Raw genomic sequence first — 24,753 nt, 5'->3', positions numbered from 1 at the left:
GTATGAGCACCCATTCGCTTCATATCACCAATGGTTCCATTTTAACCAACCGTCTTAATGAATTAAATATTGATGGAACCATACTGACTTGGCAAGAAATGCTTTGTGAAGGTCCTACCGTCGAAAAAGTGTATTCTAAAGAATTTTCAAAACTTAGAAAAGATTTTTTTAGCAATTTTTACGATATTGATTTAGCTACAACAGAGATTGAACTAGAACTAGATAAGCTCAACCATTCTGAAAAATATTCCGAAATAATTCTTTGGTTTGAATACGATTTGTTTTGCCACATTAACATGATAGCTGTAATAAGTCTTATTCAACAAAAAAAAATCAACCTACCACTCCACTTGGTTTGCAGCGGAAAAGTTGAAAGAAATAAAAATTTAAAAGGCTTATCAGAGCTTAATTCTGGCCAATTATTAAAACATTTTCGTGACAAAATAAAGCTTACACCAGAAGATATAGATATTGCTACTTATGCATGGCATATTTACTGCGGAAAAGATCATAACTTACTAAAGCCTCTTATTGTTAAAAAATCATCGTTCAAATATTTAAGTAATTGCTTAAAAGCCCACCTAGAACGATTTCCTGAAACAAAAGATGGTTTAAATGTAATGGAAAGGAATATTTTAGAAATACTCAGAGATTCCGTTATAAAATCCAGACATCATTTACTAGGATATGCTCTTAATTATCAAGGCTATTATGGCTATAGCGATTTACAAATTTCTAGAATTATAGAAAAATTGAGTCTGTTTTTTACTGAAGAAAAAAACCTTATAAAATTAAATCGAAAAGGACACGAGGCTCTCATTGGACAACATAATTTCGCTTTGGAAATTGATAATGCCATGATGTTTGGTGGAGTTAATAAATTCGATTTTCAATTCAATAAAAAAGAAAATAAATTAATTAAAACCATTTACAATGCCCATTAACGAATCAGAACTTATACTAAATCCAGATGGTAGCGTTTATCATCTAAATTTAAAGCCTGAACATGTTGCTAAAACCATCATTTTTGTAGGCGATCAAGACCGAGTGGAACAAGTTTCAAAACACTTTGACACCATTGATTTTAAAACACAAAAACGTGAATTTAAAACCCATACTGGCACTTTTAAAGGAACACGATTATCAGTTATTTCAACAGGTATTGGATCTGATAATATAGACATTGTTTTAAATGAATTGGATGCACTTTTTAATATTGATTTAAAAACAAGACAACCAAAGACCGAATTAACAAGGCTTGAAATCATTAGAATTGGAACATCTGGTTCTTTACAAACCGATATCCCTGTAGATACTTTTGTTTTAAACACGCATGCTTTAGACCTTAATGGTATGTTGAATTTCTACAAAACAAAGTCCATTTGCGATGTAAAAATGGAAACTGCTTTTATAAATCATACCAATTGGCATCCAAATAAAGCACGACCTCTCTTAGTAAAAAACAGTACATTACTAGAAGAAAAGTTTGAAAGTGAAGTAACGTTTAAGGGGGTAACAGCCACAGCATGTGGGTTCTATGGGCCACAGGGTCGCATATTGCGTTTAGCTGTTAAAAATGAAATGCTAAATGAAAAAATGGAAAGCTTTAATTTTAATGGTTTACGAATTACAAATCTTGAAATGGAAACGTCTGCTATTTATGGATTATCTAAACTTTTAGGGCATCATGCCATTTCATTGAATGCTATTATTGCTAATAGAGCTCATGGAACATTTAGTAAAAACCCTATGCAAGTTGTTGAAAATTTAATAACTTATACTCTCTATAAAATTATTGAATAAATTATTCATTTCATGAAACAAGTAAACATTGGTGGGGTACCAGAACATTTTAATTTGGCTTGGTATTTAACTTTAAAAAACGGCGAATATAAAGAGGAAAACATCAATTTACGCTGGCAAGATTATCCAGATGGCACTGGAGCCATGTGTAAAGCGCTTCGAAATAAAGAAATCGATATGGCCGTCATTCTTACCGAAGGTATTATAAAAGATATTATTGATGGCAACCCCAGTAAAATTGTTCAAACTTTTGTACAAACACCTTTAAATTGGGGCATTCATGTGGCAAATAATTCACCCTATAAAACGATTGAAGATTTAAAAGGAACCAAAGCTGCCATAAGTAGATATGGTTCTGGGTCGCATTTAATGGCTTATATAAATGCTGAAAATAATGGTTGGGATTTAAAAAACGAATTGAATTTTGAAATTATAAACGATTTAAACGGTGCCATTGAAGGATTAACAAATGGAACTGCCGATTATTTTATGTGGGAAAAATTCACCACCAAACCTCTTGTTGATAACGGTACGTTTAGAAGAATAGGCAACTGCCCTACGCCTTGGCCTTGTTTTGTAATTGCTGTGAGAGAAGATTTTATCGAATCTAATAAAGAAGATTTAAAAGCTATTTTAAAAATCATAAACAATACAACCTCAGAGTTTAAGGACATACCTAGTATAGACAGAACTGTTGCAAATCGTTATGAACAACAATTACCAGATGTACAAGAATGGTTAGGTATTACAGAATGGTCGCAAAGTCTAATTGATAAAAAAACAGTCACTACCATTCAAAAAGAATTACATGCTTTAAACATTATTCCAGAAATAGTTTCCTATGAAAAGTTGACATACAAGCTTTAAAAAATGTTAATATTTATCAAAAATAAAGCATAAAAATTATTAAATATTTACTTTTGAGATTCAAAAACTAAAATAAATACATGAAAAAATTACTTTTATTAACTATTGCCATAGTTTTAATAGCTTGTAAAGAAGTCCCGAAAGACTATGTTACATTGTCTGGAAAAATTACCGACAAAAGTAGTGACTCGGTTGTAGTGAGATCACGCACATTTTCTAAAACGATTAAAGTAAATACCGATGGTACTTTTAGCGATACATTAAAAGTTGAAACAGGTGTTTATAATTTTTATGATGGTAACGAATCAACATACTTATTTCTAAAAAAAGGTTTTGATATCCACATTACTTTAGACACAAAACAATTTGATGAAACTGTAAAATATACCGGAACAGGTGCTGAACACAGTAACTTTTTAGCTAAAAACCGCTTAATGCAAGAACAACTTATAGATTTGGATGCATTAAGTAATTCAGATATGGCTGGGTTAGAATCAAAATTCAGTGAAATTAAAACAAAATTAACCGAGTTTTATGATGCAAATAAAGACATAGACTCATCTATAATCAATAATTTATCTAAAAATATAGAACCTATGCTAAATTATTATAAAGGATATTTAGCAGAATCTATGGCATTAAAAACAGAGTTGAAAGAAGGATCTCCTTCACCAACTTTTGATAATTATGAGAATTATAAAGGTGGAAAAACATCCTTATCCGATTTAAAAGGTAATTATGTTTATGTAGATGTATGGGCAACGTGGTGTGGCCCTTGTAAAGTTGAAATTCCGTCTTTAAAAGCTTTAGAAAAAAAATATCACGGAAAAAAAATTCAATTTGTTAGTTTGTCTATAGATGACGATAGAAGTCATGGTGGTTCTTGGGATAAAGCTCGTGAGAATTGGAAAGCAATGATAGCTGATAAAGAATTAAGTGGCGTACAATTATTTGCACCAAACGGATGGCAATCACAGTTTGTTTTAGATTACAAAATTCAAGGGATTCCAAGATTTATTTTAATAGACCCAAATGGGAATATTGTAACTCCAGATGCTCCAAGACCTTCCAGCTCTGAACTAACAGAATTGTTTACATCATTAAATATTTAAAAGTTTTAACTTTTAGTACACATATCCTTTTTTATATTAGAACTTAGCCACAAGTATACGATTATTAATTATGAGTATATTCGTGGCTTTTTTTAATAAAAGAACATTACTTTTTATTATCAACCGCTTCCTCTTGTGCTTGTGGTTGTTCTGGCTGTTTAAATAAATCTTTATAAGCTTCACCTAAATAATCAATAATATGACTTGCAATTAAACTTTGATACCCATAATCCTCAATAGCAATGTCGCCCGATTTCCCATGCAAATAAACCCCAAAAACACTTGCATTTAGTGGATGATACCCTTGAGAGATTAAACCAGTAATAATTCCAGTTAACACATCGCCACTTCCAGCAGTTGCTAAACCTGGGTTTCCAGTTGAATTCACATAGAGTTTATCTTGAAATACGGTAATAGTATTAGCACCTTTTATTACGATTATTAGATTGTACTTTTTAGAATAAGTTTTAACCTTCTCTAATTTATCAAAATCATCTGTCCATTTTCCTATTAAACGTTCTAACTCTTTTGGGTGAGGTGTTAAAATAGTTTGTTTTGGCAGTAATTTTAATAAGGTTTTCTTTTGTGCCAGTATATTAATCCCATCAGCATCAATAACAAGTGGTGTTTTATTCTTCTTTAAAAAACCTTCTACGGCTTTAATAGTCTCAGCATCGGTTCCTATTCCTACGCCTAAACCAATAACTGTTGGTTTTATATTGAAGTCCATGTTAATTATCTTTTCATCATTTGTATCAGTAATAACCATCGCTTCTGGAAATGAGGATTGTAAAGGTATATAGCCACATTTGGGAACATATGCAGAAACTAAACCTGCTCCCGATGATAACGCTGCTCTACTAGCTAAAATCACAGCCCCTATTTTACCATAGCTACCTCCAATAATTAAACTGTGGCCAAATTGGCCTTTATGAGAAAATTTATCTCTGGGAATATATAATGGTAATACTTCATGCTTCCCTATTAATTCGGCTTCTGCAGAAGTTTCAGATAAAAAATTAACATCTAACCCAATGTCCAAAACTTCCCAGTGTATAGTGTATTTTGCGGTTTCGGGTAAAAAGAATACTAATTTAGGCACTACAAAACTCAAGGTATAACCTGCCCAAACAACAGCGTCCTCATCTTTTGTAACACCATCAATTTGTAACCCAGAAGGAATATCAATAGATAATGTAAAAGCCTTTGTTTTCTTAAAATGAATAAATAAATCTTTTACCCAATTATCTACAGGTCTATTTAACCCAATTCCAAAAATGGCATCTACAATAATATCTTCAGCATGTATTTCAGGAAAATCTTCTTTACAACTTAAAAGGGTTGGCCAATGTTTTGTGACGTTTTTAATTCTATCATAATTAATTAAAAAATCTTTAGAACGTTTATCACTACAATTCACTACATAAATTTTAACATTGTAGCCATCTAAGATTAAATGTCTTGCCAAAACCAAACCATCGCCACCATTGTTACCTATACCACAAAATATATGAATGGGTACTTGTGCACCTTGCAAACGTATGTGCATCCATTTAAAAATTTGGGCTCCAGCACGCTCCATTAAATCGGTTGATGATATATTTTGACGCTCTACGGTTAGTTTATCGCCTTCGTAGATTTGTTCTTTAGAGAATATTTTCATGTAAAGTGGTTTCTAATCAACACTAATATTACGCATTTTTATATTTTAAATCAAACCGTCTGTTTTATAAAATATAAAAATCCTTCATTAAATCCTATTCAGTTGTTATTTGCTAAGTGAGGTGTTTAAACACATATCATATACGACCGTTAGAATAATTTTGAGTAAAATTGACCGAAAGTATTATTAAAAGGTTTGAGATGTAAATGGGAGACAAAAAAAGTAATTCCCATAAAAAGTTAACCTCTTAATAACTTTTTCAATCTAGTTTGATAAGCTTGGGCATAATTCCATTTTGTTTTTTCATTAAGATATGAGTCATTGATAAGAGACAGCACCTTGTCTTCATGAGTTGTAATATTTTTAATTATTTTCTTTATCTGTTTTTCAGGAATACCGGCTAATTCTCCTAATCTAAAAAATTGCTCTTTAATTTTTCCTTTGGTTTCTCTGGGAGGTAAAAGTCCGTCATACAGTGCAAAATCCTTGTCTTATATATGAATTCTACTATTTAATAAATCATATACAGGATTTAACCTATAATCTCCTAACGGGGTTTCTATTAAAGAAAAATATTTAAAATCTTCTCCATGTGTTTGAGGTGCTCTACCTGCTAATGTAGCAAAATCTTCTTGCGCCCGTTTACTGCCATCTTCTTTTAAATCAAAACGTTTAGTAATATATGCTGGATCTCCATTTTTAAAAAACCTTAAAGCATTTTCGGCAGTTTCAATTCTAAAAATCTGCTGTGCTATTTGCATGGTCAAATATTCATTAGCTGGCATTTAATCTGTGTTCTTCCCTACATTAGCTATTGGTTTTAAAATAAACTCCCCTTGTGCTCCTTCCTTTATTAATCTAATCTTATTCTTCTCTAACAAAACAGAGAATTTTTCCTGTACTCCAGAAATAGACATACGTTTTCTATTTTCAGTAAACAACGCGTTTGCATCAACATTGCTTGCAGGAGATTCATGCATTAGTAAAGGAGTAATGGTGGAAATCTACTCCTATGCTAAAATCTATAGCCTTTTAAGGCTATTACTGCATATTGAGTTTGCTTTTATTTACTTCTTTTTTCAGATTAACGTATTTCTGTATCTTACAATTAGGCAACATGCTTTAGTGTTATGGGCACAAAAAAATAGTACTCTTTCTTCTTAAAACTATTGTCACTATTTGTACGTAGGTCTACGTATTTTACAACCTTTTTGGGTGTTGTAATTTTGCATTCTAAATAAATCGAATTAAATATGAAATTACGTCTACTTATTTTTCTTTTTTGTTTGTTTCAAATACAATCTTATTGCCAAACTGTTATAGCAGATTTTTTAGCAAACCCAACCTTAGGAAGTGGTGTACCTCAGACTGTTTCTTTTACAGATCAATCTACAAAACCAGATTTATGGAGATGGACTTTTGGAGATGGAGGAACCTCTAAAGTAAAAAATCCTAGTCATACCTATACGGCTACAGGTGAATTTGATGTTAGGCTATATGTTCAGGATACTATCAATGGTCACGATGATAGTATTATTAAAACAGTACGTATATCTGATCCTCAAGCTGATTTATCTGTGTCTGATAATTTTGGTTGCGGCCCTTTAACTATCAATTTTACAGATACTTCTACAGCTAACGGAGCACCTATTACTAATTGGGAGTGGGATTTTGGAGATGGTGAAACCTCAACAGCACAAAATCCAACGCATGTGTATCAAAACAGCGGAATTTATACCGTAGCTTTAAAAATCACGGATGATTTTGGGAATACTAATAGGTCCACTCGTTCTAATTTAATACAAGTTACAGGTCCGAATCCTAATTTTTCTACAACAGATCCTACAACGGGCTGTCAACCTTTAACTATTAATTTTGTTAATGAAACAACATACGGAGCTCCGCCAATTTCTGTTGAGTGGGATTTTGGAGATGGAATCACTAGTACTGCTAATGGAAATGTTAGCCACACTTATACAACAGTAGGCGTTTTTAATGTAAGTTTAAAAGTAGAAGATTTAGATGGTTGTAGTCGCACCATAACAAAAACGGCTTTTGTTGACACCTCAGATGCTTTAGCTCCTGTAGTAGATGTAGCAGCATTACCAACCATAACAGCGCAATGTGAAGTAACAAATATTACAGCTCCTACAGCTACAGATAATTGCAAGGGAACCGTTACAGGAACCACCACCACAACGTTTCCTATTACAGCTTCCACAACTGTAGTTTGGTCGTATACTGATGGTACAAATACTATAACTCAAAACCAATCAGTGGTTATTGACGATACTATGGCGCCTCTACCAGATGTTGCAACATTACCAACCATAACAGCTCAATGTGAACTAACAAGTATTACAGCTCCAATAGCTACGGATAATTGTATAGGAACCGTTATAGGAACAGCTACTATAACATTTCCTATTACTGCATCAACAACAGTAGTTTGGTCGTATACCGATGGTGATAATACAATAACTCAAAACCAATCGGTGGTTATTGATGATACTATGGCGCCTCTACCAGATGTTGCAACATTACCAACCATAACAGCGCAATGTGAACTAACAAGTATTGCAGCTCCAATAGCTACTGATAATTGTATAGGAACCGTTACTGGAACAACAACGACCACCTTTCCTATTACAACTTCTACAACGGTCGTTTGGACGTATACCGATGGAAAAAACACAGCAACTCAAAATCAATCTGTGATTATAGAACCAGTAAATTTAATGATAACAAATCCGGCTCCTGTTTGTGAATTTGATACGGTGGATATCACTGCGTCTGCTATTACAAATGGTAGTACTGGAAATGGAATATTGACTTATTGGAACGATTTAGCAGCTACTGTTTCCATTTCTAATCCAACATCAATCGATGTAAGTGGCACCTATTATATTAAAAGTATCAATGGAAAGTGTTCTGATATAAAACCAGTAGATGTTCTTATAAAAAAATTACCAACAGCGCTTATTGAAGTAGATGATGCTGTTTGTTTTAATAACACAGGTGCTGTTTATTTTGAAGGAACACCAAATACAGTTATTACGTATTCAATAAATGAAGCCAATACTAAAACAATAACTCTAAATAATTATGGTGAAGCATCTATTTCTACAGGATTGTTATCTGAGAACACAACGTATAAGTTGATAGAAGTTAGCTACCCTGAATCGCCTTTTTGTAGTCAAGATTTAACAGGAAGTACAAATATTAAAACAGTTATTGCTAGCAAACCAGGTTTGATTCGCAAACACTGGGATGACGTATTAGTTTTTGATAACTATGATAATAAATTTGTTTCCTGGCAATGGTATAAAAATGATGTAGTTATTGCAGGAGCCACCAAACCTTACTATAGCAATGCTAATTTAGAAGGCAGTTATTATGTAAAAGCGACAACCATAAGTGGTGAAGTTATACAAACATGTGCCTTAGACCTAGTGGTATCAAATTTTTTAAGAAAAATAACAGTCATTCCTAACCCAATACAATCAGGAGCCTTATTTAGGGTTGATTTAGATTTTGATCCTTCAACATTAAAGGATGCGATAATAAAACTCTTTGATATGAAAGGCAATCTAATCAGTACGCAAACAGTAAATAATACATCCTTAGAGCTTAGAGCACCCACAACAGCAGGGGTGTATATTTTAGCTTTGAATTTAGCTAACGGAGATCGTAAAACAACAAACATATTAATTCATTAAAACATATACATGAAATTAAAAATAATCATAGCTCTGTCTTTATTTTATACAGCTATAGGCTATACACAAGAGTTTACATTAAAAATGAATGGTGGCCTTTCAGGTATTTTATACGATGATTTAAATGGAGAAGGTAAAATAGGTTTTGGAGGAGGTTTAGGCGTTGGCTATACCTATTTTTTAAATAATCATTGGGGAGTGGTAACGGGTGTAGATGTTAGTTATAATCAAAACCAATATAAATTAAATGCAAATGAAGTTATTTCAACTTCAAACATAGACGATTTAGGTTCTGCCTTTTTCTACAATGTAAAAACAACAGGTTATAAAGAAGACCAATCCTTTTTGTCTGTAGCCATACCATTAATGCTTCAATACCGAACAGTAATCTCTAACAACACAGGATTTTATATCGGGTTTGGTGGTAAATTTTTAATACCAGCCCATCAAAAAATTTCAGCCAGTTCAGCAACAATAGCTACAAGTGCTTATTATCCTGATTTAAATTTAGAGATAGACGATTTACCAAATCATGGTTTTGGCCTTTTAAACAACTGGGATGATGAAAGCAGTGTCTCTTTAAAACCATCTGTTTTATTAAGTATGGAAAGCGGACTTAGCTTCTCCTTAAAAAAAGGCTCAAAATTATACACAGGTGTTTATGCCGATTATGGTTTAACGGATTTACAAGATCATAATTCTACAAAAAACTTAGTAACCTATAGCCCTAACGGGTTAGATAATATAGCAGCTAATGGTATTCTAGCTGCCAATAATACCGTAAAACACAGCAAGTATTTATCGGCAGGCATTCAGATTAAATGGGGTATCAATTTTAAAGAAAAAAATAAAAAAGAAGAACTGGTAGAGGAAAACAATATGCCTGAAGAAATCGTAATCCCTACTCCCATTGAAGAAAAAGAACCTATAGCAGCAACACCTACAGAAGAAATACAAAAACCTACAGGTCTAACTTCAGAAGATATCGCATTCATTGAAAAACCATTAATATTTGGAGTTTTTGAAGAAACAACAATACCTGCTAACTTAGAAAACAGGTTAAATAAAATGGCTGTTTTATTAGTAAAAAATGAAAAAGCAACATTAAATATAACAGGTTACACCTGTAATTTAGGAAGTAAAAAAACCAATAAAAAAATAGGATTAGCTCGAGCAGCATCCGTTGCAGAATATTTAAACAAGCAAGGTGTCGCTACCAATCGAATGAAAGTAGCTTCCGAGGGTGAAGCTTCCCCTCTAACCCCTAATACATCTCATGAAAATAGAGCACAAAACAGAAGAGTTTCTATGAGCGTTTTAACAAATAATGAATAGGTTTTAGAACCTCTTTAAAAAGAATTATTATAAAAAGAAGAGGCTGTCTTAAAAGTGTATTTTATTTACTTTGTCTGGTTGAGCTTGTCGAAACCGATATGGATTATCAAGAAGTTTAAATACTTCGACAAGCTCAATATCACCCAGAATAAAACTTTTAAGACAGCCTCTTCTTTATTTTAAGACGCAAATGGGAAACAAATGCTGTTTCATGTACGTATAATGGAACCTTTTTATTACCTAAATAAATTCCAATAGTCTAGATTTTAGCTTTTTTTAAACTTCTTTTTTGAGTCGTATTAATACTTACTTATGTTTAAATTCAATTCCCAAATGCCTGAATAATTTCCTTAGAACCTGAGTTCAATTAAAAAATAGTTAGTTGATTAGTTCGTATGGTCTGATATTTAATTGAGGACTTTTTAGGAAGGAAACGATATGCAATACGACCTGCAGATGAAGTTAGTAAAACTTCGAGGTCTGGAATATTCTATTTGGTATATTTCTTAAAATCTGTGTATTTTTTTCCAATTATTTTCGCCTTTATGCTTTCACCATCAAACCAAACAAGTATGTATTATTTTCCCCCTTAGCCGACGTAGAATTGTCCTTGGTCTAATAATATTATAAAATCACACGGTAATGTTTATAATTGGAGGTAAATAACTTTAAAAAATCCAGATACGATGTATAACAGTTTTAAACTATTCTTTATAATTGTACTCCTCTTAGGTATTTCTTCCTCTACTATTAATGCCCAAAAAACGGGTAATATCGTTGAATACTTCGGAAAAGAAAAAATCAATGACGTTGGTGAAGGTAATGTGTTGCATGTTTTTAATACTGGATGGGCATTACAAATGCAGAATCTTGGCTTCGAATCCTCCTCTTTTCCTAACGACCCAGTTTTTAATCGTTTTCTAACTGATAAGCACTATAGAGCTACCAAAGAATTTACTTTTGATATAGACTTTTTAGGAAATCCTATACAATGGCAATCCATAAAAATTGATAGTACGAGCAGTTTTTCTGGTAGTCATTTAAGGTCGGCTTATGTATATCTATCCTATACCTCCAATTCAGAACAAATTGTACTTTTTGAAGCCTCAGGGCATTCTATTGCTTTAATCAACGGTTTCCCTCATGAAGGTGACCACTATGATTTTGGTTACAGTCTTATTCCTATAAAACTAAAAAAAGGAGAGAATATTTTTGTACTAAAAGTAGGTCGTTTCCCCCGAATCAGAGCTAGATTGATCACGCCTGCAACTGGTGTACAATTTACATCAAGGGATATGACCATGCCCCATATTCTGCAGGAAGAAAACAAAGCATACAAAGGCGCAGTTAGAGTGGTAAATGCAACTGAAAACTGGATAAAGGAAGCCATTATTGAAGCCAAATTAGCGGAGCATACTACTAATACGATCATGGCCAACATTCCACCTTTATCAGTACAAAAAGTTCCGTTTTCTTTTACTTCAAACTCCATGGATGTCTCAAAAGAAAGTGTTGACTTAAAATTAAACCTAAAAGACAAAAAAGGAACGACTTTACACAATCAAACAGTAACCTTAGAGATAAAATCAAAATACAAACATCACAAAAAAACGTTTATTAGCGATATAGATGGAAGCGTGCAATATTATAGCGTGGCACCATCAACAACTAAAGAAGCGTCACAAGCTCTATTTTTATCTGTACATGGCGCATCAGTTGAAGCTGTGAATCAAGCCAATGCTTATGCCCAGAAAGATTGGGGCACTCTGATTGCGCCCACCAACCGCCGTCCGTTCGGATTTGCTTGGGAAGACTGGGGCCGATTGGATGCTTTAGAAGTATTGAAAGATGCAAAAAACATCTATAAACCTGATGAAAGCAAAATTTACCTCACTGGACACTCTATGGGAGGGCACGGTACTTGGTACTTGGGAGCTACATATCCCGACAAATTTGCCGCAATGGCGCCTTGTGCAGGTTACCCTGATTTATTGGCGTATCGCGATGGATTTTCCAAAGCAGTGTTGGAAATGACACCGGAACAATTAGAGGAAAGAGGCATTTCAACAAAAAGTGTGGAGCGCATGAAGTTGGAACCCGTTAATACGCCTCTGCAAAACATTATTGAACGAGCAGGTACACCTAGTAGAACCTTAAAATTAGAACGCAATTATTTACAAAGCGGTGTCTATGTTTTACATGGCGAAAAAGATAATGTGGTTCCTACTGCTATTGCAAGGGAAATGAGAGAACGTCTGGGTAAATTCCATAATGACTTTACGTATTATGAGTATCCTGAGGGTACACACTGGTATGGTAACCACAGTGTAGATTGGCAACCAATTTTCGACTTTTTTAAACAGCGCACTATTCCTAAAGATTCAGTCGTTAAGAAATTAGAATTTTTTACGGGATCTCCAGGAGTTTCTGCCACCTCTCATTTTATGACCATTTATCAACAAGAAAAGCCTTTTGAGGTCAGTTCTTTTGATTTCTCTAAAGAAAAAGGTTTCAATATTACCACAAATAACGTTGCATTACTGGAAGTCGATTTATCAAAATTAACCGAAACTATAAATGAAATTACTCTTGACGGCGATACCTTCAAAGTGTCTTCTAACCTTAAAAATTTCTTCAAAAAGGATAAACAAAAATGGATCACTACCTCTATGCCATCCTTAAGAGAAAAAGGTCCCCATAGAAATGGGGGATTCAAAGATGCCTTTAGAAATAATGTGGTTTTTGTTTATGCAACTAAAGGTTCTACTATAGAGAACGATTGGTATTACCATAAAGCCCTATTTGATGCTGAAACATTTTATTACCGTGCCAATGGCCATGTTGAAATGATTAAAGACACAGACTTTTCCCTAGAAAAATACGCCGATAGAAATATTATCGTTTATGGAAATAAAGACAATAACACCGCTTGGAAACTTCTTTTGAACGAGAGTCCAATTCAGGTTAATAACAATAAAGTGCGTATTGGCGAAAAAACACTATCAGGAAACCAATGGGGACTATATTTTACAGTACCTAGAAAGGATAGTGATGTGGCGACTATCGGCGTCATTACCGCCACAGGAGAAATGGGAATGAAAGCCGCTTATGCCAATCATTATTTAGTTAATGGAACAACTTTTCCTGATGTGATTCTGTTTGACAGCAATTTGTTAAACCAAGGGGCCGGTGCTGTTAAATATGCGGGATTTTTTGGTAATGATTGGACGATAGAAAATGGAGATTTTGAGTGGAAATAAAAAATTAAGATTTATTTTTTGGTATTTGTTTTATAATTAGACCCATGAAACGCATGGTTGCAAAAAGTACACTTAAGGAATTTTGGGATAAACCAAGCTGAAGATACATTAAAACACGAATTAACGATGAGAAACTTCATGTTGGCATCCTCATTTTAATGTTTTACTAAGTTAATAGAGCATTAGTACTTGTATGAAACCCTAAAAAAAATCAAGGAGTAAAAATACTATTTAATTTTCTTAATCAAAGATTAATAAAGGGGAAAAATTAGGAACATTTTTAATGTTAAACATCTTAAAATCAAGAGTTAAACAGGAAGTGGATAGAGCGGACAAAATGAGCCACCTGCGGCGGATAAAAGTGAGCATAGTAAAATTATTGCAAATTCTTTTACAGCTTAGGCTAAAATGAGTTTTTAAGTGGTTCAGTAATTTCCGTTTTTAGTGGTTCACTTTAACCGTTTTTTACACGTTAGAGTGCATGGGCTTAATTTTGCTTTGAGATACTTTACCATCAAATTTTAATAATAGGTAAGGATCTTGGGTAGGACAACCTTCATCATCTAAATCAAAGATGTTTTGATGTTCTTTTTTATTGAACTTTTCCTTTTTAGCTTTTAATCCTTCAAATAATTCTGCTAATGAAATATGCTCAGTAATAAAATTTAAATCATAAATATCTTTATTTGCCGCCCTACAGCTGGATAGTCAATACTTGATATATTCTTTTCACCATAAAAATCGACTACTTCTTTTTCTATTTGCTCTAAATGTTTAATACCAACAATTTCAGAACAAAATAAATCAATGTCTTGAGATTCTCTATGACCAAACCGGATAGCCAAATTTGTACCTCCTGCCAATGCAAATTGCGATAATCCAGAAAGTTGCTGTAATTCTTTGATTGTGTTAAGGAGTACTGGGGAAACTGTACTCATTTGTTAAAACTTATAGCGTAAAAAAGTAGGTTTATTATAACGAGCAGCAACCATTCTACATATTTGGTTACTTATACGTTCTTTAGTATTTTTAAGTACTGAATATATTTCATTAGCAGTATATACTTCCTCAACAGAAGCAATATCTTCTTGAAAAGTTTTCTCGTTAGTAGCCAATAGCATTCTTGGGATGATAACTTCTTTATCTTTTTTAACAGATAATTTGTTAACATCCATATCCCAAAATACTTTTTTTGGAACTATATTGGCTATGTTTACTTTTGTTTTCAAAACTTCTTTATCTTCTTTATATACTATTAAGTACACTACAAATATATAAAATAGTATTTAATTGACTAGGTGTTAAAACATTACTTTAATTATTTAACGCAATATCTATACCATTAATAATTACTTATCAATTTAATATTTATCTATAAATGTTAACTGGTTGAAATAATAAAAATTACTATACCACAATATTATTAGGGATTTTTAAAACCCAAAATATGTCTCGTATCAAGGATATTAATGAATCTTGAGCTTGCTTTTATTAATAACCTATTATTTAATACACATTTTAGCACCTTAAATCCATTTTTTAATATTATTCTTTAAGTAGCTTTAGATCTTTGTACACTTCCTTTAACAATTCCCCTGGATCAACATCAATGGCCAAAGCAATTAAATAAAGTTCATCTGCACGAAGTTTGGTTGAATCATTTCCACTCAATTGGCTCAAACGAGATTTACTTATCCCAGTTCTTCTTGCAACCTCCGCTTTATTTATAGATTTTTTAGTTAAATATAATCCTAGATTAGTCATAATAAATATCTCTTTTGATTACATAAATATAGAAAGTATACACTCTTGTATAAAATGATTACACTTTTGTTTTGAATTTGGATTTATTTTAAATACATTAGTATCGATTTTTAATACACTTGTATAAATAATAGATACCAATAGTAAATATTTAAGTAACTGAAATCAATTGAGATAATTAAAAAATGATTGCGATGGATGATAAAATTCACACTAAACAAGAACAGATTATAATTAAACTAAAATCTCTTTTAGAAATTAAATATGTCTATAAAACTAGAATTGAAAAAGAAGATTTCTTAAAACCTTTATTAATTGTAATACTACAAGGAAACTGTTCTTCCTTAACCCATGAGTTATCTAGTATGGTTGCTAAAATATTTCAAGAAGAAACGGATTTTTTTTACCGAATATTTTCTTTTGAATATGCCCAGCAACAACTTAAAGAAGAAAACTTATTCTTTATTCATGGTGGCACTTGGGAGAAGCTAATCTATCAGAATTCTAATAAAGAACTGGATAGCTTTTATAAATACCAAATATCCGAAAACACACTAAAAAATATACAATCCACTTTCGACAAAGAACACAATAAAATGACAGCATTTTTAGATGCTGCTCTTTTCTTTATCGAAAAAAACAATCTTTCTCAAGCTACTTTTATGTTGCACCAATACATAGAACTGTGGTTTCGGTATGTAGCGCTTTTTACAATGGGAAAAGAGCGTAAAAGCCATAGCATCAAAGAACTGCAAACCTATATAAAACCATTTGCTCCGGCATTGGGTAATCTTTTCGATACAGAAATAGAGGAAGAACAACACCTTTTAAAATTGTTGGATGATGCTTATATAACCACACGCTATGAAAACAATTACCATATCAATCTAGAACAAATCCATAAAATAGTAGAGAAAGCCAATAAAATGGAAGCATTGGCTACGGCATTGTTTAAAAATAAATGGGAGGCCTGTAGTCTTGAATTAAACAATGTTAATGAAATCAAAGTTCCCAAACGACAAAGTTCTATACCAAAAGACACAGAATTATTGAACTTTATGAAATCCCTGTCCAAAAAGGACTTTTCATCTTTAAAACCAAATCCTTTTAAAAAAGGACAATATACCAATGGACTTGTTACAGAAGGCTATTTAGACACTTCTTTTATGATTTCAAATCTGTTAAAGCTTTGCATCATAGCCATGGAGACAGACTACTGTTCCACACATTCCATTCCCAATCCAGAACATAACATCAAAGAAGTTTTAGGGTATATCTTGGATATGATACCCCATAATGAAATGGAACTTTTAGATGTTATTCGAGATTTAATTTTAGAACCAGAAACAAACAGCTGATGAAAGAAAAAAAGAAATTAAAGGCAATAAAGAAGCACATTAAAAACTTCCCTGGGCTAAGTACGGAATCCTATGGGAACAGGACAAGAAAGTCTATCGGTTTTGAGGTGTCCGACCATGAGGACCTAACAAGCTGTATTTCTGCACTCTTGGAAGTGTGCTATTACACACTAGACGGCAATGGCACGTTCGTTTATCCCAAGCACAGTAATAAGACCCCCATAACCAGCGTAACCAAAGTATTGGAAATGGTTATCGACCTATTACCTCATGACCAGATGTTCTGCTTGGATAAAATTACCGAAATCCTTTCTGAAAAAGAACTCAAAAAACAATAACCTGAAACTACGAAAACAAAAAGAAGAGCACTTGAAAGCTTGGTAAAATCTGCTAAGTATAAATGAGACACTTTACAACCTTCCGACATTCAAAAGGGTAAATTTAAGGCCAAGTATTTACAGTTTGAAGCTTACTTAGATTTATTTCACCACTATTGAAGCCCTAATCCATGTTAGTATATTGGAAACGCAAGGTGATTCCTTTTGTCAACCTCATATCAAAAACCACGGTTTGGATATTCGCAAAACCTTAGAGCTAGTCAATAAATTATTACCGTTTGATGAAGGGGAGTTTTTCAAAATATAAAGCCACTCTCAAAGAATTTATTTTAGTCCTTTTACTTTTGCTTTAACTATTATTATTTGTTCATTTTCCTAAACGAATAAAGTCTATTTTCAAACTCCTTTTTCTATTTATGAAAAGTGATTAAGAAATTAATTCAATTTATCATACGAATTTTCAACAATAAATACTAAATTTAATTATTCCATGTACCCAATAATGAGTCCGTTTTTAAATTATTTAATAATTAACTATGATTAAAAAAACGCTTTTTTTCACAAATAAGTGCTCAATTACTACCAAAAATGAGCAACTTGTAATCGCCTCTGAAAATAGAAACACAACAATACCAATTGAAGACATAGGTTTTATATTAATCGATCATAATGAAACTTATATTAGTATTCCCGCTCTAAATAAATTAATTAATAATAATTGCGCTTGTATAATATGTGATGACAAACATCTTCCAAATGGCATGATGTTAAACCTAAATAGCCATCACATACAACAAGAAATATTTAAAACTCAAATTGAAGCTAGCACCCCATTAAAAAAGCAGTTATGGCAACAAACAGTTATAGAAAAAATCAGAAATCAAGGGCAATTACTCGAAACAATAACTAAATCCAAAAACAAATTTGAATATTTATCAAGTAAGGTTTTAAGTGGAGACACCTCAAACATGGAAGGTGTAGCAGCTAATTTTTATTGGAAATCTTTTTTTGAAATAGATTTTAAAAGAGAGCGATATGGCAACTATCCAAATAATTTTTTAAACTACGGCTATGCTATATTAAGAGCAGCAACGGCCAGAGCATTATCTGGTAGTGGGTTATTAAACACATTAGGCATACATCATAAAAGTAAATACAATGCTTTTGCTTTGGCAGATAACATCATGGAACCCTTTAGGCCTATTGTAGATGAAGCTGTACACCACATCATGCAACATTATGATGAACAAGAACTAAACACCGAAATAAAATCTATTTTATTAGAAACACTCACTAGAACCGTATATTTTAAAGACGAAAAAAGCCCATTAATGGTGGGACTTCAAAAAACAGCAAGCTCTTTACAACAGTGCTATAGTGGCAAACGCAAGAAAATAAAATATCCAAAATTATGGAACTAAATGGGTATAGAATTATGTGGTTATTTGTTTTTTTTGATTTACCAACCGATACTGCCAAAGACCGTAAAAATGCTGCGGGTTTTAGAAAAAATATTATGAAAGATGGTTTCAATATGATGCAGTACTCGGTATACATGCGCCATTGTGCAAGCAGTGAAAGCGCCGATGCACACGAAAAACGAATTAAGAAATTACTTCCGCCGTTTGGAAAAGTGAGTATATTAAGAATAACCGATAAGCAATTTGGTAATATTATGAACTTTTGGGGACGTGCAGAAGTACCCAAAGAGCCACTACCAACACAATTAGAATTGTTTTAAACCAAAAAATGCCTCAATCTTACCTTATTATTGCAAAAAAGAAGCATTTTTTTAAACGATATATCATCTTATTTCACTGAATACTAGAAGATAACAAACCAACTAATATCGTGTTTTCTAATCTTTAATCAAACCACAACACACACACACACACACACAATATCGTGTTTTCTAATCTTTAATCAAACCACAACGGTAGAAGGATTAGTTAGTTTAAATGCTGAATATCGTGTTTTCTAATCTTTAATCAAACCACAACTAGACAGTAAGGCATTGTTGCCAACGTATTAATATCGTGTTTTCTAATCTTTAATCAAACCACAACGAGTTGGGTGTTATAGGCTTTCCATTGGTAATATCGTGTTTTCTAATCTTTAATCAAACCACAACCTCACAGACGATAAGGGCTATCTTATCGAAATATCGTGTTTTCTAATCTTTAATCAAACCACAACACACACACACACACACACACACAATATCGTGTTTTCTAATCTTTAATCAAACCACAACACCGTTGGTGCAACGCCAATTAATACGTGAAATATCGTGTTTTCTAATCTTTAATCAAACCACAACGCGGTGTGGGCTAGAATATTGAATCCTGCAAATATCGTGTTTTCTAATCTTTAATCAAACCACAACTGTACGAGTTCATTCTTCGGTTTCTACGACAATATCGTGTTTTCTAATCTTTAATCAAACCACAACTGTTTTAGTCGGTACAGATTTAGAAGAGATAATATCGTGTTTTCTAATCTTTAATCAAACCACAACTAGTGCCTCCGTTAGATAAAAAAGGGTTTAATATCGTGTTTTCTAATCTTTAATCAAACCACAACAGGCGTTGGTTTACAAGACATGCTATTAAAATATCGTGTTTTCTAATCTTTAATCAAACCACAACATCTTCGCAAGCCTTAACTACCGACATTAAATATCGTGTTTTCTAATCTTTAATCAAACCACAACAAATTCAATATTTAAATGTTGTTGCATATCAATATCGTGTTTTCTAATCTTTAATCAAACCACAACTTAAAGCTTCTCTTGAACTAGGTGAGATAAAATATCGTGTTTTCTAATCTTTAATCAAACCACAACTGTAGTAGCAGGTGGCACAACGGGCGATGAATATCGTGTTTTCTAATCTTTAATCAAACCACAACAATGAAAACAGTTTGGTTTTTTATTAATGCAATATCGTGTTTTCTAATCTTTAATCAAACCACAACGCAACTAAGGCATCACCAGTACCCGATGGAAATATCGTGTTTTCTAATCTTTAATCAAACCACAACAAAGCGTCTACGTTTATCTTTGGATATGGAAATATCGTGTTTTCTAATCTTTAATCAAACCACAACATACAGCTGGTTTTATTGTTGGGCTATCGAATATCGTGTTTTCTAATCTTTAATCAAACCACAACTGCACCGGGTTTACATCGCCATTTTCAAACAATATCGTGTTTTCTAATCTTTAATCAAACCACAACCAAACGCAAGTTCTACAGCGTTTTTAACGCAATATCGTGTTTTCTAATCTTTAATCAAACCACAACTATAATTATTGTCGTTTATTGTAACAATATAATATCGTGTTTTCTAATCTTTAATCAAACCACAACCGCTTTTTGTTTTTCTAAATTCCTCAAACAAATATCGTGTTTTCTAATCTTTAATCAAACCACAACCGAAATCTGTTTAATTGATCCAAATTCACAATATCGTGTTTTCTAATCTTTAATCAAACCACAACTAAGACAAAGATTAGCATACGAACGTAAAGAATATCGTGTTTTCTAATCTTTAATCAAACCACAACTATAATTATTGTCGTTTATTGTAACAATATAATATCGTGTTTTCTAATCTTTAATCAAACCACAACTAATTATGTGGCTGAATGTTACTTGTTTTTAATATCGTGTTTTCTAATCTTTAATCAAACCACAACAGGCGTTGGTTTACAAGACATGCTATTAAGAATATCGTGTTTTCTAATCTTTAATCAAACCACAACATCGTAATTTACACCCAACTTATAAACTGAATATCGTGTTTTCTAATCTTTAATCAAACCACAACTATATGCGCCGTTCTTATCCTTGGCTATAGAATATCGTGTTTTCTAATCTTTAATCAAACCACAACTAATTTGCTTTTATAAATAACATAGTATTAATATCGTGTTTTCTAATCTTTAATCAAACCACAACATGAAAGTTAGCGAATGGGTAGAGCTGGAAAATATCGTGTTTTCTAATCTTTAATCAAACCACAACCAGTTACGAGGTTAGCAATTCTGCTATCATATGTCAATGAACTTAGTTTATCTATAATATTATACTTTTATAATTTTACCTGAGACTGAAACTCTTACCTTAATTGCGTTATTAGAAACAATTCCTTTAACTCCAATTCTTTTTTCTTCACTTTTATTATTAACAGTAGAAGTAAGAGCATATCTAAATGAATAATCATTTTGAGAAGTTTTTTGCACTCTATATAAATGCTCCTTTAAAACCGAATAATCTGGATTTTCCCAATTAATTTCATCTTCATTTAGCCCCAATAGAAACATATCATTAATATGCAGCGTTGTTACTATTTCTACACCATCAATAGGCAATTTATAAACTGAATCTCCTGTTCTTTTTCTCTCAACTACCGTCCAAAACGTAACTACTTCTTCTTTTAAATTTCCTTTTATGTCTTTATAAATCAATACATGGTGGTTGTTTCTTGGATTTACCCATTGGTTTACATCTTGTTTTAGTTTTTCTGCACCACCAAAATTTTCTTTCACTCTAACTTTTAATATGGGAACTGGGTCTCCATTTTTGTTTGGCAAAAATATTTGTGGTTGCTTTATTCCATTTCCATCAACAATAAAAAAAGTCTCATTTGGAATTTTATCTTTTTGAAACCCGCCTAACACTTGAACTCTTTTTAATATTAACATTTTAATGGTCTCGTCTACCACTTTTTCTACTTGTTTGGCTGTTGTTAAACTATCTATTGGTTTCCTAACATGAAAAGCTTCTTCACCATTAAAAGTTCGCTTTCCAAAAACAGTCTCTTTATGTAATTGCCCGCGAGCAGCAACTCCAATATTTTTATATTTCTTACCATTTTTTTCTGTAACATGGGTTCGTATGGTAATATCATTTGAAATCTTTTTATGCGAAATCAATATTTTTTCAACTGCTTTTTCTGCATCGTATCTAAACGTTTCCCATGGTAATGGAAAAACTTTTAATTCGGGTTTTCTGTTGTAGCGATTCCATTTAGATAATTCTTGTACATACGAAATTTTAGTACAAGCCATAACCAAAGCATCAACAGCGTGATGGCGATGGTCTTCTCTTGTTTTTTCGTTTTCTTCATTCAAAATATTATTCATGCCCCAATTATGACGAAAATTAGAAGTGGCCTGACCTGGAGAAACCATGACACGTTTACAAATTTTTGATAAATAATTTTTAGCCTCTTTACTTATATAGCGTGTATCATTTAATTGACGCGAAGTAAAATCGTCATCAAATTTCACTTGAACAAATCTTTTAAACTTTTGATACGAATTTGGATATTCTTTAGTATCTGAAAACAATTTTAATGCTCTTTCCTTTCTGGAAATCCAATCTAATTCGTCATTTCCATAAAACTCAAAAGGGGTTTTATCACCTTTTCTTCGATTTTCATCTGCATAACACAATGTTTTGTTATTAAAACTGTCATTTAACGAACGACTCCACGGATGGATGTGTTCTATTTGAACTTCACCTGTAAAAAGTTTGCTGACGGGAATAGTATCTCCTGTATAAGGACAAGTCTTCTTACATTCTTCCCAAAGTTTAAATTTCAAAATATTATCGTGAGAAACTCTGGTGTATTTTTCAACCTCTGCTTTTACTCTATCATTTTCTCGTTCTAATCGTTTTTGGTCTCTTCGGATTTTATTTCGTTGTGATTTTGAAATTTTCAAATCACGAGCCATTTCCACTTTAATTTCATCAATTTTGCCATGTTCCTCAATTAATTCATTGATTAATTTTCGCAATTCGAATAAAGCTGTGATTACAATAGGGTTTCTAATAGCTTGTATTTCTTTATCAGCATCTTTTCCAATTGGAAGGCTTTCTAGAAGTTCATCAACATCAATAGTAGCCGAATGGTGATATAATTTTTTCATTTTACTATCTGAAATATTATAATCATCTCGAAGGATATCTTTAATAATATTTATAAAACCGCCTTTTGTTTTTGAACGAATTATTTCAAATACATTATCGTAAAAGAAATTTATTTTTTCATCAGATAATTTTTCCCAATCCGAACCAAAAACATTTTTTATTCCACCTAAAACTACAGCTACATCATAAGTAAAACCCTTTTGAAGAAATGGTAGAATATTTGAAATCGCTTTTCTACTTAAACTGGAATAACCATCCTTTACATTAAATTTAGAAATAGATTCTGCTTGTTCTTCATTAAAACCCCAATTCTTTATAGCATAGTCTTTTAGGTTTGATTTGCTATCAAAAAAATATAAAACATGCCAAATATCTTCTTGTTCTTTATCTGAAAATGCAAACCATTTTTTACCAAAATACTTTTTGTTAGATAAATTTGAAATAGTATGAGTTCCAACAATTCTGTCATCATCTTTATAATTGAATTTGAATTCAGCACTTTCTTTACCAATTACCTTTCTAATTCTTTTAAAATCTGGTTTTTCATTAGCGTAAAGAAATTCTACTATTTTTTCTTTTTCTTCTTGCGAAATTTTCTTCCCATTGTATTCCACTGTATTTACCCATTCCCAAACTCTACGCTTTTCATTAGGTATTGCACTAATTGGACATTTAGTTTTTGTAGGTTCGAAAGAGCAGTTTCCAACTAAATGTTTTTGAGAACCTAATGGTCGTTGATGAAATAAGATTCCATCCTCTTTGTAACCATCAAGTTTTCTTCCACCAAACAGAGTTTTTAACTCTTCATTCAAATTAGAATGAAATTGAGATTGATTATTCCAAATTATCTCAAATTCATCCACATACATTTTACGTGTTGTATATCGATTTCTAATTCGTTCCAAACCATCTTTAAAAGGCTTATTTTCTTTAGGATATATTCCAAACAAATAAGATCCCAATGTTTTATCTTCAATTTTTTCTTGCGTTTCTGTAATACCTATTTTTCCATCTTTAACATTTCCTTTAAAAATAGTTCCATCATCTGCCCCACCCTTTCTACTGTTACTCAAAAAACCTCTTCGTTGAATTAAATGGTAAAAAACTCTACCCATTTCTTCTAAAGTTAACTGCTCAATTAAAGCTTTTTGTCTTAATTCATAAGGATTTAATTTAAACCAAGACAATAGTTTTTCCGATGGAAACTGTTTTGTTTTTTTCCAATCTTCAAAATCATTTTGAACTAATGGACACATACCGTTTTCAGAAAGTGCTTTCAATAATATTTTCTTTCTTAATCTTCTTCTAAAAAATTGCCTTCTAACACCTCTTGCTCCTGTTCTACTTGCGTTTTTAGACATTTCATTATCACCATCACCTAAATTCTCAACTCCCGTAGGAAAAATTCTACTCCCCATTCCTAATATTCTATTTTCAACATCATCAATTACTGCCCAACCAATAGAGTTCGTTCCTAAATCCAATCCTAAAATTCTGCTCATAAGTCACTTAAAAATTAATAACCTTAAAACTACAAAAAAACTAATCTTTATATTACGGTTTCCCTCATTGTAAATAACATTGTTTTTTACTAC

At 32.2% G+C, this 24,753-nt stretch carries 18 protein-coding genes and 1 CRISPR repeat array; of the genes, 11 read left to right on the top strand and 7 right to left on the bottom strand.

Annotation, left to right across the window (positions count from 1 at the left end):
• Positions 1 to 2 precede the first annotated feature (2 nt).
• From QLS71_RS14875 to QLS71_RS14860, 4 genes are all read left to right on the top strand, one after another.
• On the top strand, positions 3 to 944 hold the full coding sequence (locus QLS71_RS14875) for a DUF1835 domain-containing protein (protein ID WP_308993785.1): 942 nt from the start codon (positions 3 to 5) through the stop codon (positions 942 to 944).
• The gene (locus tag QLS71_RS14870) at positions 934 to 1,803 is read left to right on the top strand and encodes a nucleoside phosphorylase (protein ID WP_308993786.1); all 870 of its coding nucleotides are present in this window, start codon (positions 934 to 936) and stop codon (positions 1,801 to 1,803) included. Before QLS71_RS14875 ends, QLS71_RS14870 begins: the two co-directional genes overlap by 11 nt.
• Positions 1,804 to 1,815: 12 nt before the next feature.
• Positions 1,816 to 2,670 carry a substrate-binding domain-containing protein gene (locus tag QLS71_RS14865; RefSeq protein WP_308993787.1) on the top strand — a complete coding sequence of 285 codons (855 nt, stop codon included), beginning with the start codon at positions 1,816 to 1,818 and terminating at the stop codon, positions 2,668 to 2,670.
• 80 nt (positions 2,671 to 2,750) lie between these two features.
• Positions 2,751 to 3,782, top strand: coding sequence for a redoxin family protein (locus QLS71_RS14860; protein ID WP_308993788.1), 1,032 nt, complete (start codon positions 2,751 to 2,753; stop codon positions 3,780 to 3,782).
• Between the two features lie 106 nt (positions 3,783 to 3,888).
• Here QLS71_RS14860 and QLS71_RS14855 read toward each other — a convergent pair whose 3' ends face one another.
• From QLS71_RS14855 to QLS71_RS14845, 3 genes are all read right to left on the bottom strand, one after another.
• The gene (locus QLS71_RS14855) at positions 3,889 to 5,445 is read right to left on the bottom strand and encodes an NAD(P)H-hydrate dehydratase (protein WP_308993789.1); all 1,557 of its coding nucleotides are present in this window, start codon (positions 5,443 to 5,445) and stop codon (positions 3,889 to 3,891) included.
• Between the two features lie 491 nt (positions 5,446 to 5,936).
• The gene (locus tag QLS71_RS14850) at positions 5,937 to 6,230 is read right to left on the bottom strand and encodes a HipA domain-containing protein (RefSeq protein WP_308993790.1); all 294 of its coding nucleotides are present in this window, start codon (positions 6,228 to 6,230) and stop codon (positions 5,937 to 5,939) included.
• Positions 6,231 to 6,425 carry a hypothetical protein gene (locus QLS71_RS14845; RefSeq protein WP_308993791.1) on the bottom strand — a complete coding sequence of 65 codons (195 nt, stop codon included), beginning with the start codon at positions 6,423 to 6,425 and terminating at the stop codon, positions 6,231 to 6,233.
• 273 nt (positions 6,426 to 6,698) lie between these two features.
• On the opposite strand from QLS71_RS14845, the gene QLS71_RS14840 reads away from it, so the two are divergent.
• The 3 genes from QLS71_RS14840 (at position 6,699) to QLS71_RS14830 (ending at position 13,759) form a co-directional block, all read left to right on the top strand.
• Positions 6,699 to 9,164 (top strand): PKD domain-containing protein, encoded by a 2,466-nt coding sequence (locus QLS71_RS14840; RefSeq protein ID WP_308993792.1) that lies wholly within the window; start codon positions 6,699 to 6,701, stop codon positions 9,162 to 9,164.
• Positions 9,165 to 9,173: 9 nt separating this feature from the next.
• The gene (locus tag QLS71_RS14835; RefSeq protein WP_308993793.1) at positions 9,174 to 10,499 is read left to right on the top strand and encodes an OmpA family protein; all 1,326 of its coding nucleotides are present in this window, start codon (positions 9,174 to 9,176) and stop codon (positions 10,497 to 10,499) included.
• Between the two features lie 686 nt (positions 10,500 to 11,185).
• Positions 11,186 to 13,759, top strand: a complete 2,574-nt coding sequence (locus QLS71_RS14830; RefSeq protein WP_308993794.1) for a prolyl oligopeptidase family serine peptidase — start codon at positions 11,186 to 11,188, stop codon at positions 13,757 to 13,759.
• 665 nt (positions 13,760 to 14,424) lie between these two features.
• On the opposite strand, the gene QLS71_RS14825 is transcribed toward QLS71_RS14830, so the two are convergent.
• From QLS71_RS14825 to QLS71_RS14815, 3 genes are all read right to left on the bottom strand, one after another.
• The gene (locus QLS71_RS14825) at positions 14,425 to 14,697 is read right to left on the bottom strand and encodes a nucleotidyl transferase AbiEii/AbiGii toxin family protein (RefSeq protein WP_308993795.1); all 273 of its coding nucleotides are present in this window, start codon (positions 14,695 to 14,697) and stop codon (positions 14,425 to 14,427) included.
• Positions 14,698 to 14,700: 3 nt separating this feature from the next.
• Positions 14,701 to 15,024 carry a hypothetical protein gene (locus tag QLS71_RS14820; RefSeq protein ID WP_308993796.1) on the bottom strand — a complete coding sequence of 108 codons (324 nt, stop codon included), beginning with the start codon at positions 15,022 to 15,024 and terminating at the stop codon, positions 14,701 to 14,703.
• Between the two features lie 280 nt (positions 15,025 to 15,304).
• Positions 15,305 to 15,523, bottom strand: a complete 219-nt coding sequence (locus tag QLS71_RS14815) for a helix-turn-helix transcriptional regulator (protein ID WP_308993797.1) — start codon at positions 15,521 to 15,523, stop codon at positions 15,305 to 15,307.
• 194 nt (positions 15,524 to 15,717) lie between these two features.
• Here QLS71_RS14815 and QLS71_RS14810 point away from each other — a divergent pair, with 194 nt between their 5' ends.
• From QLS71_RS14810 to cas2, 4 genes are all read left to right on the top strand, one after another.
• On the top strand, positions 15,718 to 16,881 hold the full coding sequence (locus QLS71_RS14810; RefSeq protein WP_308993798.1) for a HEPN domain-containing protein: 1,164 nt from the start codon (positions 15,718 to 15,720) through the stop codon (positions 16,879 to 16,881).
• Positions 16,881 to 17,219 carry a hypothetical protein gene (locus QLS71_RS14805; protein WP_308993799.1) on the top strand — a complete coding sequence of 113 codons (339 nt, stop codon included), beginning with the start codon at positions 16,881 to 16,883 and terminating at the stop codon, positions 17,217 to 17,219. The genes QLS71_RS14810 and QLS71_RS14805 overlap by 1 nt, the downstream gene beginning before the upstream one ends.
• A gap of 536 nt (positions 17,220 to 17,755) precedes the next feature.
• Positions 17,756 to 18,640, top strand: a complete 885-nt coding sequence (cas1, locus tag QLS71_RS14800; protein ID WP_308993800.1) for a type II CRISPR-associated endonuclease Cas1 — start codon at positions 17,756 to 17,758, stop codon at positions 18,638 to 18,640.
• Positions 18,631 to 18,960 (top strand): CRISPR-associated endonuclease Cas2, encoded by a 330-nt coding sequence (gene cas2 / locus QLS71_RS14795; RefSeq protein ID WP_308993801.1) that lies wholly within the window; start codon positions 18,631 to 18,633, stop codon positions 18,958 to 18,960. The genes cas1 and cas2 overlap by 10 nt, the downstream gene beginning before the upstream one ends.
• Positions 18,961 to 19,064: 104 nt before the next feature.
• A CRISPR array of direct repeats spans positions 19,065 to 21,247; the repeat unit is 36 nt; unit sequence AATATCGTGTTTTCTAATCTTTAATCAAACCACAAC.
• A 59-nt stretch (positions 21,248 to 21,306) separates the two neighbouring features.
• Here the strand turns inward: cas2 and cas9 are convergent.
• On the bottom strand, positions 21,307 to 24,660 hold the full coding sequence (gene cas9, locus QLS71_RS14790; RefSeq protein WP_308993238.1) for a type II CRISPR RNA-guided endonuclease Cas9: 3,354 nt from the start codon (positions 24,658 to 24,660) through the stop codon (positions 21,307 to 21,309).
• Between the last annotated feature and the right edge of the window lie 93 nt (positions 24,661 to 24,753).

The organism is Mariniflexile litorale, assembly GCF_031128465.2.
Taxonomy (GTDB): Bacteria; Bacteroidota; Bacteroidia; order Flavobacteriales; family Flavobacteriaceae; genus Mariniflexile; species Mariniflexile litorale.
This window is presented reverse-complemented; position numbering and strand designations above follow the sequence as displayed.